General features: G+C 63.7%; 9 protein-coding genes. 3 read left to right on the top strand and 6 right to left on the bottom strand.

Annotation, left to right across the window (positions count from 1 at the left end; all coding sequences use genetic code 11):
- Positions 1-96: 96 nt before the first annotated feature.
- Positions 97-501 carry a heme utilization protein gene (locus tag ABX298_RS05230; protein WP_215520800.1) on the bottom strand — a complete coding sequence of 135 codons (405 nt, stop codon included), beginning with the start codon at positions 499-501 and terminating at the stop codon, positions 97-99.
- A 344-nt stretch (positions 502-845) separates the two neighbouring features.
- On the opposite strand from ABX298_RS05230, the gene ABX298_RS05225 reads away from it, so the two are divergent.
- Positions 846-1,598 (top strand): membrane protein, encoded by a 753-nt coding sequence (locus ABX298_RS05225; RefSeq protein ID WP_025340470.1) that lies wholly within the window; start codon positions 846-848, stop codon positions 1,596-1,598.
- Here the strand turns inward: ABX298_RS05225 and ABX298_RS05220 are convergent.
- The 5 genes from ABX298_RS05220 to bglX form a co-directional block, all read right to left on the bottom strand.
- Positions 1,577-2,716, bottom strand: a complete 1,140-nt coding sequence (locus ABX298_RS05220; RefSeq protein WP_367394157.1) for a Fic family protein — start codon at positions 2,714-2,716, stop codon at positions 1,577-1,579. The two genes, ABX298_RS05225 and ABX298_RS05220, sit on opposite strands and share 22 nt — an antisense overlap.
- A 182-nt stretch (positions 2,717-2,898) precedes the next feature.
- A complete protein-coding gene (locus ABX298_RS05215; protein WP_075046206.1) occupies positions 2,899-4,218 on the bottom strand; it encodes an MFS transporter in 1,320 nt (439 codons plus the stop codon).
- A 279-nt stretch (positions 4,219-4,497) separates the two neighbouring features.
- Positions 4,498-5,832 (bottom strand): sigma-54 dependent transcriptional regulator, encoded by a 1,335-nt coding sequence (locus ABX298_RS05210; RefSeq protein WP_075046205.1) that lies wholly within the window; start codon positions 5,830-5,832, stop codon positions 4,498-4,500.
- The gene (locus ABX298_RS05205) at positions 5,826-7,583 is read right to left on the bottom strand and encodes an ATP-binding protein (protein WP_367394156.1); all 1,758 of its coding nucleotides are present in this window, start codon (positions 7,581-7,583) and stop codon (positions 5,826-5,828) included. The genes ABX298_RS05210 and ABX298_RS05205 overlap by 7 nt, the downstream gene beginning before the upstream one ends.
- Positions 7,584-7,730: 147 nt before the next feature.
- On the bottom strand, positions 7,731-10,022 hold the full coding sequence (bglX, locus tag ABX298_RS05200; RefSeq protein WP_025340465.1) for a beta-glucosidase BglX: 2,292 nt from the start codon (positions 10,020-10,022) through the stop codon (positions 7,731-7,733).
- Between the two features lie 186 nt (positions 10,023-10,208).
- On the opposite strand from bglX, the gene ABX298_RS05195 reads away from it, so the two are divergent.
- Together ABX298_RS05195 and ABX298_RS05190 are read left to right on the top strand one after the other, a co-directional pair.
- A complete protein-coding gene (locus ABX298_RS05195) occupies positions 10,209-10,826 on the top strand; it encodes a TPM domain-containing protein (RefSeq protein WP_367394155.1) in 618 nt (205 codons plus the stop codon).
- A 294-nt stretch (positions 10,827-11,120) separates the two neighbouring features.
- Entirely contained in the window at positions 11,121-12,344 is a 1,224-nt protein-coding gene (locus ABX298_RS05190; RefSeq protein ID WP_286100500.1) for an SAM-dependent methyltransferase, read from the top strand.
- Positions 12,345-12,348: the final 4 nt, after the last annotated feature.

The raw sequence follows: 12,348 nt of genomic DNA, 5'->3' as shown, positions 1-12,348 counted from the left end.
ACCTCCTGGTGGACAAGGCGCCTAGTGTGCCAAGCCTGTGCCCGCCTGCAAATGATCAAGCCCGGCCGAAGCCGGGCTGGGTGCTCGCATCAGAGATCAGCTGATGCGGTGGGCGTTGGTGCGATCGAAGCCATCTTCGGCGAAACGTTGGCCGCCAGTGCGGTCGAAGCCGTCTTCAGCGAAGCGCTGGCCACCGGTGCGGTCGAAGCCGTCTTCAGCGAAGCGCTGGCCACCGGTGCGGTCGAAGCCGTCTTCAGCGAAGCGCTGGCCACCGGTGCGGTCGAAGCCGTCTTCAGCGAAGCGCTGGCCACCAGTGCGGTCGAAGCCGTCTTCGGCGAAGCGCTGGCCACCGGTGCGGTCGAAGCCATCTTCGGCGTAGGCAGCGGATTGGCTCTGGGTCGCTGCGAAGGTGTGGGCGTTGGTGCGGTTGAAGCCATCTTCGGCGAAGGCGCCAGCAGCGAAAACCGAGAGGGCCAGGGTGAGGATCAGTTTGTTTTTCATGGTCGTTGCTCCAGGGGTTCTTGAGGTTGTTTTGTTTCTATGGGTTTAATCCTACGCCGATTAACTTGATTAAAAAGCGCAAATAATAGCGCTTAAAAATCGAATAATTAGATATGTATTGGCGCGCATCTTGGGGCTCTGGCAGCGGTTCTGGCTCAGGATGTGTCTGCCCATGCGCCGACGTTCTGACAGCCATTGCAGCTTGAGGGGGTGGAATTAATGGGGCGTTAAGGATGAAAAATCTGTCATTGAAGGCTGCTCAACGCATTTTTCATACATCACCAACCGATTTTTCAAATGCTGCTCAGCACCATCGCCGCACCTCAAACCGGAGCGGCACAACAATGAACAAACTTCCGCAAATCACCTTGGCCTTCTGGGTCATGAAGATCTGCGCTACTACCCTTGGCGAAACGGCGGGTGATTTGCTGTCGATGACCCTGAACATCGGCTATGCCCTCAGCTCGCTGCTGCTGATCAGCGTGTTCCTGCTGACCTTGCTCGGCCAGCTGTACTCGCGCCGCTACCACCCGATGCTGTACTGGCTGGTGATCCTCTCCACCAGCACCGCCGGCACTACCATGTCCGACTTCATGGACCGCACACTGGGCCTGGGCTACGCCGCGGGTTCGGCCATCCTAATCGGCATCCTGCTGCTGACCTTCCTGGTATGGCGCCTGAGCGGCAACCCGCTGGATGTCACCCGCATCAAGAACCGCACGGGCGAATTGTTCTACTGGGTGGCGATCCTGTTTTCCAACACCCTCGGCACGGCGCTGGGCGATTACCTGGCCGATGACTCGGGGCTCGGTTTTGCCGGTGGCGCACTGTTGATCGGCAGTGCCATCGCCTTGGTAGTGGTGGCCCGCTACTGGACACGCATCCCTGGCGTGGTGTTGTTCTGGGTTGCGTTCGTGCTTACCCGCCCGTTCGGCGCCACCTTGGGCGACTTCCTCACCAAGCCCCACGAGAAGGGCGGCCTAGACTTCGGCACGGTCGGCTCTTCGGCAGTGCTGGGCGGGGTGTTGCTGGTACTGGTGCTGATGGCCACCTGGTACCAGCGCCGTGAGCCGCGTCAGGCGTTGGAGATGTCCTGAGTGTTGATGCGGTAGCGGGTACTGCGGCCCCCGCCAGGCAGGCGAACCAGGCAGGCCTTGTCGAGCAGATCGGACAGGTGGCGGGTCGCAGTGGCCTTTGATACCTTCGCCACCGCCTGGTATTGCGCTGCGTTGATGCCTTCCTCGAATCCTCGGGGGCCGCCATCGAGCAACCTGTTGAGCACCTTTACCTGTTCGGGCAGCAAACCATCTGAGCGATGTGCTTGCCAGAACCTGGCCTTGGCTAGTATCCGGTCGATATTGGCCAGGGCCTGTTCCAGGCTGCGCAGCAGGGTAGCAAGAAACCAGGATAGCCAGCGGGTGATATCCAGGTCGCCTTTCTGGCTGTTCTCCAGCACTTGGTAATATCCGGCCCTGTCTTCGAGGATGCTGGCAGACATGGCATAGAAACGAATGGCCTGTCGCTCACCTTGCGCCAGCGCCAGGTCGGTGATTGCCCGAGTCAGACGGCCATTGCCATCGTCGAACGGATGCAGGGTGACGAACCAGAAGTGGGCGATTCCGGCACGTAGCAGTGGGTCCAGGCTGGTGGAATCGCGACTGTTGGCAAACCAGTCGAGAAACTCGTTGAGTTGGGCTTCCAGGCCATCGCGCGGTGGTGCTTCGAAATGCACGGTAGGCTTGTCGAGCCGGCCGGAGATCACCTGCATGGGCATTTCATCACGCAACTGGCCGACCAGTATCGCTTTGCTCAAGGCGCCTTGTGCCAGTGGGAACAGCCACTGGTGCCAGGTGTACAGGCGCTGCAGGGTCAGCGGTCGGTCATACCCTTGCGTTGCATCCAGCATCAGCTCCGCCAGCCCTTCACTGCGGGCATTGGTAGGTCCTTGCTCCTCGATGCCCAGCCGGCGAGCTAGGGAAGAGCGGACAGAACCCACGTTCAACTGCTCACCTTCGATTGCCGAAGAGGTGACGATGTTTTGCAGCAGCGTATCGAGGATGTTCTGGCGCTCGCTGAGTGCATCGACGCTGCCGATCTTGCCCAGCAGGCGTCCTTGCATGTCGATGCAATTGCGTAGCGTTGGCGCGATGGCTTCGTTTTGCCAGGTGAAGCGTGGCCAGGCAGGTTGCTGCCAGATCCATAAGGGGCTATTCATGATCCGTCCCATGAGCCGAATGAGCCGGCTATTCGGCTCATCTTGTGAGCCGAATAATAGCGCTATTCGGCTCATTCTGTGAGCCGAATAAGGCCGTCAATCGGCTCACAGGCTGCCGCGTATCACAAAAAAGGGGCGCCCCATGCACTGGAGCGCCCCTTTTCAGTACTGCCAGGCCAGCATCACTCAGTGGTAATCCGCGAGTGCTGCTTGGTGTCCTTCATGGTCGCGTAAACCAGCAGCGAGCAGGCGATGCAGGCGGTGACGTACCAGTAGAAGCCACTCTCCATGCCGGCGCTCTTGAACCACAGGGCCACGTACTCTGCGGTGCCGCCGAAGATCGACACGGTCAGGGCGTACGGCAGGCCCACGCCCAGGGCGCGGATTTCGGTGGGGAACAGCTCGGCTTTGACCACGGCGTTGATCGAGGTGTAGCCGCTGACGATGATCAGCGCCGCCATGATCAGGAAGAACGCGCCCCACCAGGTCTGGATGGTGTGCAGGGTGCTGAGGATCGGTACGGTGAACAGGGTGCCGAGTACACCGAAGGCGATCAGGATCGGGCGTCGACCGATCTTGTCGGACAGGCCGCCGATCACCGGCTGCAGGCACATGAACAGGAACAGCGTGGCGGCCGAGATGGTGGTCGAGTCGCTGATGCTCATGCCCACGGTGTTGACCAGGTACTTCTGCATGTAGGTGGTGTAGGTGTAGAAGGCCAGGGTGCCGCCCATGGTCAGGCCGACCACGGTCATCAGCTCCTTGGGGTGGCGCAGCAGGGTGCGCATCAGGCTTTCCTTGGCCTTTTCCTTCTTGGTGAAGGAGGCGGTTTCTTCCATGCCGCGACGCAGGTAGAGGGCCACCACGGCGCACAGCGCACCGATCACGAACGGTACGCGCCAGCCCCAGGCATACAGCTGCTCGGTGGTCAGGGTCTGTTGCAGGACGATCAGTACCGCCAGGGCGATGAGCTGGCCGGAGATCAGGGTCACGTACTGGAAGCTGGAGAAGAAGCCACGGCGGTCCTTGCTGGCCATTTCGCTGAGGTAGGTGGCCGAGGTGCCGTATTCACCACCCACCGACAAGCCCTGCAGCAGGCGTGCGATGACCAGCAGGATTGGCGCGGCGACGCCGATGGTTTCGTAGCCCGGGGTCAGGGCGATGACCAGCGAGCCTGCACACATCAGCAGCACCGAGGCCATCAATGCGGCCTTGCGGCCTTTGCGGTCGGCGTACAGGCCCATCAGCCAGCCACCGATCGGGCGCATGAGGAAGCCCACGGCGAAGATCGCGGCGGTATTGAGCAATTGTGCGGTGGAATCGCCGGCTGGGAAGAAGGCCTTGGCGAAGTACAGCGAGAATGCGGCGTAGACGTACCAGTCGTACCATTCGACCATGTTGCCGATGGACCCGCTGAAGATCGACTTCAGGCGGCTGGCGGTGGTTTTTTCTGTGGCAGGCGCGGTGGCCGCCCCGGCTGGCAGGGAGGTGGCATTATCCATCAGGGATACCTTCTCGTTGTTTTTGTGGAGCGCGCCGTGGCGCAGCTTGCCAAGGCAATTGCAGAAGGTGTGCCAAATGGGTGCGTTGGGCTTCAAGTTGGGGCGCTGCGCGCCCCTTCGCGGGTACGCCCGCTCCCACAGGGACCGCGTGATGTCTGACTCTTCGCGTTTCCCTGTGGGAGCGGGCGTGCCCGCGAAGGGCTGCAAGGCAGCCCCAAAAGAATCCTGCTAATGAGCGGTTATTTGCTTAGCGACCAAGCGCGATAGGCGGATTTCCGCTCATTCCCGCCCAATGAAGTCCTCGCGCACCAATCCATGCCGTTGCATCTTCTCGTTCAGCGTGCGCCGCGGCAGCTGCAACATTTCCATCACAGCATTGATCGCGCCCCCGTGCTGGCGCAGCGCCGCGCGCAGGCATTGCGCCTCGAACGCTTCCATCTGCTCGCTCAGCGACTGCCCGGCAGGCGCCACCTCGATGTTCGGTGAGCCCAGCCCCAACGCATGGCGTTCCGCGGCATTGGCCAGTTCACGCACGTTGCCCGGCCAGTCGTGCGACAGCAGCTGCGCCAGTTGCGCGCCCGACAGTGGTGGGGCTGCGCGGCCAAGCTTTTCGCCGGCGGCACGGGCAAAGTGCTCGAACAGCAGTGGAATGTCCTCACGCCGTTCACGCAATGGCGCCAGGCGCAGCTCGGCCACGTTCAGGCGATAGGCAAGGTCTTCGCGGAAGCGCCCGGCGCGGGCTTCTTCGAGCAGGTCGGGCTTGGTCGCGGCAATGATGCGCAGGTCGACGCTGATGCTCTGGTTGGCCCCCAGGCGCTCCAGCTTCTGTTCCTGAATCACCCGCAGCAGCTTGGCCTGTTGGGCCAGTGGCATGCTTTCGATTTCGTCGAGGAACACCGTGCCGCCGTTGGCGTACTCCAGCTTGCCGATGCGCTTGCCTTGGGCACCGGTAAAAGCGCCGCTTTCATGGCCGAACAGCTCGGCCTCGAACAGCGACTCGGGGATGGCTGCACAGTTGAGGGCGACGAACGGCTTGCCGGCGCGCGGGCCAAAATCGTGCAGGCAGCGGGCCACGCGCTCCTTGCCACTGCCGGTTTCGCCGCGGATCAGCACATTGACCGGCAGGCTGGCCAGGTCCAGCACTTGCCGGCGTAGCTGTTGCAGGCCTTGGGACATGCCAAGCAGCGTGCCTTCCAGGCGTGACTTGAGGTCGGCCTGCTCGTGCAGCCTGCGGTTTTCCAGGACCAGCTGGCGCTTTTCCAGGGCCCGACGCAGGCTGCCCAGCAGGTGCTGCGGGGTAAAGGGTTTTTCCAGGAAGTCGTAGGCCCCGCTGCGCATGGCTTCCACTGCCATGGGCACATCGCCGTGGCCGGTCAGCAGGATCACCGGCAAGTCGGGGTCGTCCGCCTGCAGGCGTTCGAGCAACTGCAGGCCATCCATGCCCGGCATGCGTACATCGCTGATGATTACTCCGGGAAAGTGCTGTGGCAGGTGTGCCAGGCATTCTTCGGCGCGGGCGAACAGTTGCACGCTGAAGCCGGACAGGCTCAGCCATTGCTCGACCGCAGTGCGGATACTGGCTTCATCATCGACGACGATCACTGAATTCAACATACAGGCTCCAGGTCACGGGGCAGGGTAAGGCTCAGGCGCGCGCCGCCAGGCAGGTTTTCGGCCTGCAGCTGGCCACCGGCCTCGTGGACGATGCCGTAGGAAATGGCCAGGCCCAGCCCCAGGCCTTCGCCCACCGGCTTGGTGGTGAAGAACGGGTCGAAGACCTTGGCCAGGTCGGCCTCGGCAATGCCGCCACCCGAATCCAGCACGCTCAGGCGCCACAGCTCGCCGTCGGGCTCGATGCGGATCTCCAGGCGTTTGTAGCGCTTGTCGGCCATGGCGTCGAGGGCATTGCGCAGCAGGTTGATCAGCACCTGCTCCAGGCGAATGGCATCGCCGCGCACCCAGGCCGGGCGCGCCAGGTACAGGGCTACTTCTACTTCTTCGCTGCGAATGCGCGCTTCCAGCAGGTGCAGGGCCTGGTCGACCACCGTGGCCAGGTCCAGGCGCTCGCGCAGGCCGACCGGACTGTTGCGGGCGAAGGTTTTCAGGTGGCTGGTGAGCGCGGCCATGCGTGTGAGCATCTGCTCCAGCGGCTCCAGTGCCTGGCGTGCTTCGTCATGTCGGCCATGGTCGAGCAGCAGGCGCAGGGTTTCCAGCTGCATGCGCTGGGTGGTCAGCGGCTGGTTGATTTCATGGGCCATGGCTGCCGACATCTGCCCCAGCGCCGCCAGCTTGGCCGATTGCACCAGCCCCTCCTGGGCGGTGCGCAGCTCACGGGTGCGCTCCTCGACCTGGCGCTTGAGCTCCTCCCGGCTGCGCTGGCGCAGGCGGGCCAGGCGCAGGCGCTGGCTGACGAACAGCGCAGCGAACACCAGGCTCAGCCACACGGCGGCGGCGCCGAGGGCGGCATTGCGACCGTCGGCGGCCACCTGCGGCTTGCGCAGCAGGTGCAAGGTCCAGTTTTCACCTTCCAGCGGCAGGCTTTCCCACAGGTATTCGGCGCTGCCCTCCGGGCCTTGCACCCGGCTGAGGGTGCTGTTGGCGGCAAAGCGGGTCAGCACCTGGTGCTGCAGCGGCACCAGCGGTTGCTTGTCGTACTGACGGGTTTCGGCCAGTTCGGCACGGTCGGCTCCATTGAGTGGCTGCAGTTCGCGGTAGCGCCAGCCGTCCTGGTTGGCGATGAAAGTGATGCCGCGGGCATCGCTGACCAGCAGGATGTCGCTGCCCTGGCGCCACTCGCGTTCCAGCTCGGGGAACTCCAGCTTCACCACCATGGCGCCGAGGAAGCGGCCATGCTCGTCGTTCACCGCGCTGGCGAGGAAGTAGCCCGGCACGCCACTGGTCACGCCCACGGCGTAGAAGCGACCACTGCCCTGGCTGCGGGTCTGCTTGAAATAGGGGCGAAAACCGTAGTTGGAGCCCACGTAGCTGCTGGGCAACCGCCAGTTGCTGGCGGCGATGGCCAGGCCGGTGCGGTCGAGCAGTTCGAGGGTGGAGGAGTTGGCGGCGCCATTGATGCGTTCGAGCTTGCGGTTCAGGGCGTCCTGCACCGCTTCGCTGACCGGGCCGCGCAGGGCTGCGATCAGCTCCGGGTCCAGCGCCAGCACGGCGGGCAGGGCGCGGTAGCGGTCGATCAGCGTGTGCAGGGCATTGGCGTACAGGCCCAGCTGCTGGCTGGCACGCTGGGCGTCGGCTTCCATGGCCTGGCGCTTGGCCTGGTGCATGGCCCAGCCGGCGCTGAGGGCGGTGCCCAGCACGATCAGCAGGGTGATCAGCCCCAGACGCAGGGCGCGAACGGAAAAGGGCATGGGGCGGATCCGGATGAATGGGATATCAGGGCCGGCCTCTTCGCGGGCTTGCCCGCTCCCACATGAGATTCACAGCCCGATGGACTTGTGCAGTACCTGTGGGAGCGGGCAAGCCCGCGAAGGGGCCGGTACAGGCAAACCGGTCAGTTACAGCAGTTCAAAGCTCTGCTGCTGCACCGCCTGGGAATCCAGCCCGACCTGGACATTGAATTCCCCTGGCTCGGCAACCCGCTGCAGTTGGCCATTGTAGAACTTCAGGTCTTCTTCGCTGATGCGGAAGCTCAACGTGCGCGATTCGCCAGGCTTGAGCATCAGCTTCTGGAAGTTCTTCAGTTCCTTCACCGGGCGGCTCATCGATGCCGATACATCCTGCAGGTACAGCTGCACCACGGTCTCGCCTGCCACCTTGCCGGTGTTCTTCACCGTCACCTTGGCTTCCAGCGTGTCGCCACGCTTGAGGTCCTTGTTCGACAGCTTCAGCCCCGACAGTTCGAAGCTGCTGTAGCTCAGGCCATAGCCGAACGGGTACAGCGGGCCATTGGGCTCCTCGAAGTACTGCGAGGTGTAGTTGCCCGGCTTGCCCGGCGTGAAGGGCCGGCCAATACGGGTGTGGTTGTAGTACATCGGGATCTGCCCGACCGAGCGCGGGAAGGTGATGGCCAGCTTGCCGGACGGGTTGTAATCGCCGAACAGCACATCGGCGATCGCGTTGCCGCCTTCGGTACCGGCGAACCAGGTTTCCAGAATGGCGTCGGCCTGCTCGCGTTCCCAGGCAATCGACAGTGGGCGGCCGTTCATCAGCACCAGCACCAGTGGCTTGCCGGTGGCCTTCAGGGCCTTGATCAGCTCCCGCTGGCTGGCGGGGATTTCCAGGGTGGTACGGCTCGACGACTCGTGGGACATGCCGCGGGATTCACCCACCACTGCCACCACCACATCGGACTGCTTCGCCGCCTTCACCGCCTCGTCGATCAGCACCGCGGGCGGGCGCGGGTCGTCGACGATTTCCGGGGCATCGAAGTTGAGGAAGTTCAGGTAATCGAACATCGCCTTGTCGCCGGTGACGTTGGAACCTTTGGCGTAGACCAGCTTGGCCTTGCCCTCCACGGCGCGGCGCAGGCCTTCGCGCACGGTCACCGAGTGCACTGGTTTGCCGTCGGCAGCCCAGCTGCCCATCATGTCGATCGGGGCATCGGCCAGCGGGCCGACCAGGGCGATGGTGCCGGCCTTTTTCAGCGGCAGGGTCTGGTTGCGGTTTTCCAGCAGCACCAGGCTGCGGCGCGCCACGTCACGCGCGGCATCGCGGTGCAGGCGGTCGTTGCCGTAGTAGTCCTTCAGGTCGGTTTCGGCCTTGCCGATGCGCACGTACGGGTCCTTGAACAGGCCCATGTCGTACTTGGCACCCAGCACTTCGCGCACCGCCTGATCCAGTTCGCCCTGGGTCACTTCGCCAGACTTCAGCAGGCCTGGCAGCTCTTCGCCGTACAGGGTGTCGTTCATGCTCATGTCGATGCCGGCCTTGATCGCCAGCTTGGCGGCTTCGCGACCGTCGCGGGCGACGCCATGGCGGATCAGCTCCTGGATGGCGCCGTGGTCGCTGATGGTCACGCCCTTGAAGCCCCACTCCTTGCGCAGCAGGTCGTTCATCAGCCAGGTGTTGGAGGTGGCCGGCACGCCGTTGATCGAGTTCAGCGCCACCATCACCCCGCCGGCACCAGCGTCAAGCGCGGCGCGGTAGGGCGGCAGGTAGTCGTTGTACATTTTCGGCAGGCTCATATCGACCGTGTTGTAGTCGCGCCCGCCTTCCACCGCGCCATACAGGGCGAAGTGCTTGACGATGGCCATGATGCTGTCGGGATTGGCCGGGCTGCTGCCCTGGAACGAGCGGACCATCACCTGGCCGATCTTCGAGGTCAGGTAGGTGTCTTCGCCAAAGCCTTCACTGGTGCGGCCCCAGCGCGGGTCGCGGGCGATGTCGACCATCGGTGCGAAGGTCATGTCCAGGGCGTCGGCCGCGGCTTCGATGGCGGCGGTGCGGCCGACCTTGGCGACGGCGTCCATGTCCCAGGTCGCGGCCATGCCCAGGCCGATCGGGAAAATGGTGCGTTCGCCGTGGACGGTATCGTAGGCGAAGAACATCGGGATCTTCAGGCGGCTGCGCATGGCAGCGTCCTGCATCGGCCGGTTCTCGGGCGCGGTACGCGAGTTGAAGGTGCCACCGATGCGGCCGGCGGCGATCTCCTCACGAATCTTGTCGCGGGGCATTTCCGGGCCGATGCTGATCAGGCGCAGCTGGCCGATCTTCTCGGCTTCGGTCATCTGGCTGATCAGATGGTCGATGAACGCCTGCTTGTCCTGCAGGGGCGGGGCGGAGGGGGCGGCGAGGGCCGCCTGACTGGCAAGGCCCATGGCCAGGCCCAGCAAAGACAGTTTCATCATCAATTCCGTTGTGGGGCCTCTGCCGTATCCACGGTGATACGCGCGCGGCCGAAGTTTTCAGGCGGCTATTGTTGTACGATTTGCAGGCATTTCTTCCAGCGGCGGATTATGCCTGAATATGTCGCCTGCGGACGAAGCCCCGAATGCCGGGACAACAACTATAAGAACGCTCAAGAGACCGACGGCATGACCCCCCTCGACGAATACCATCAGCGCCAGATCGCCGAAGCCATTGCCCGTGCCGAACGGCGCACCGATGCCGAACTGGTGACGGTGCTGGCCCGCCGGGCCGATGATTACGCCTACTGGCCGTTGTTCTGGGCCGCCGTGCTGGCGCTGGCCGTGCCGGCCCTGTTGCACTGGCTGCTGGGTTGGCCCGGAGTGCGTGGCTTGCTGGTGGCCAATGTGCTGCTGTTCGTCGGCTTGTGCCTGCTGCTGCGCAGCCCACGCCTGGCCGGCTGGCTGATCCCCCGGACCCTGCGCCGCTGGCGCGCCTCGCGCCTGGCCCGTCAGCAGTTTCGCGAACAGAACCTGCAGCGCACTGCTGGTGCCACGGGCGTACTGATCTTCGTCAGCGAGGCGGAGCGGCATGTGGAGATCCTGGTTGACCGCGGCATCGAGCACCACCTGGATGCCACCGCCCGCGCGGCCATCGTCGCCCGCTTTGCCGAACAGGTACGCCAGGGCCGCACCTTGCAGGGGTTTGTCGAGTGCATCGAGGCGTGCGGCGAACTGCTCAGCGAGCATGTGCCGCCTACCCATGCACGTAACGAGTTGCCCAACCGGTTGGTGATTCTCGATTGAGCCGAACCCCGATGGCTTGACGCGCCCTTAGAACTGCACATAACTCATTGAATTAGCGGGGACTCTGTGGGAGCGGCTTTAGCCGCGAACACCGGCGCAGCCGGTGCCCTGCACCGAGTTGGATTCTTCGCGGCTAAAGCCGCTCCCACAGGGTACGCGTACCGCTTGTGAATTCAGTTCTCTACGCGACAGCGCAGCCCAAAGGACTGGGCGATCTCCCACAGGAAGTTAGCCACCCTGTAGAATGCGCGCATTGCGCCATGCGCTCCCCGCTATCCGAGGCACCGTTTTTCCATGTCCGCCAGTTCTTCTGCCCCATCCGCGCCGGATGCGCGCACCCAGTTTCTCGACCTGCTGAACGCCGCCCTGCATGGCAATACCCTGGTCAAACTGGTATTGGCGCGCCATGTCGGTGCCGACCAGACCTTGCAACGGATCATTGCCAAGCCGCTGCAGGTCAAGGGCCAGCCGTGCCTGTCGCTGGTCTATCGCCACCAGACCCGCGACATCACCCGCAACCTGGCGCTGGATCAGGCCCAGGCGCTGGTCGCCGAGTTGCTGCCGGACAGCTTCCGCAATGCGCACCTGTTCGACGCCGACGGTGAAGTGCAGTTGACCTTCAGCAAGAAGGGCAAGCCCATGCTCCAGCGCCACGGCGCACAGGCACCGCGCGAAGCTGCCAGCAGCAGCGGCCATGACCGCGAGAAGAAGCGCTATCTGGAGCTGTCGCGGCCATTCCTGCGTGACCTCGGCGTGACTGACGCACAAGGCGCGCTGATCCCGTCCATGTCGCGCAAGTGGAAGCAGATCAACAAGTTCATCGAAGTCTTCGACCACGCCCTGGCCAGCGCCCCGGTGCCGGCGGAGCAGGCGCTGCGGGTAGCCGACTTCGGCTCTGGCAAGGGCTACCTGACCTTTGCCATGCACGACTATCTGCGCAACAGCCTGGGCCGCGAAGCGCAGGTAACCGGCGTCGAGCTGCGCCAGGACATGGTCGACTTGTGCAATGCCGCCGCCTTGCGTCTGGAGCATCCGGGCCTGGAGTTCCAGTGTGGTGACGTGCGTAGCGTGGTGCCCGAGGCCATCGAGGTGATGATCGCCCTGCATGCCTGCGACATCGCCACCGACTACGCCATCCACACCGGCATCCGCTGCAACGCCGCGATCATCATGTGCTCGCCGTGCTGCCACAAGCAGATCCGCCCGCAACTGCACAGCCCGGGGTTGTTGCAACCGATGCTGCAGTACGGCCTGCACCTGGGCCAGCAGGCCGAGATGCTGACCGACAGCCTGCGCGCGCTGTACCTGGAAGCCTGCGGGTACGAGACCAAGGTGTTCGAGTTCATCTCGCTGGAGCACACCAACAAGAACAAGATGATTCTTGCGGTGAAGCGGCGCCAGGCAGGGGACAACGGCGCGTTGCTGGAGAAGATCGGGCAGCTCAAGGCGTTCTATGGGGTGCAGGAGCATTGCCTGGAGACGTTGTTGCGAGGGGACGGGTTGCTGCCTGGCGTGTGATTCT

The sequence above is a fragment of the Pseudomonas sp. X4 genome, from assembly GCF_040784925.1.
Lineage (GTDB): Bacteria > Pseudomonadota > Gammaproteobacteria > Pseudomonadales > Pseudomonadaceae > Aquipseudomonas > Aquipseudomonas putida_Z.
This window is presented reverse-complemented; position numbering and strand designations above follow the sequence as displayed.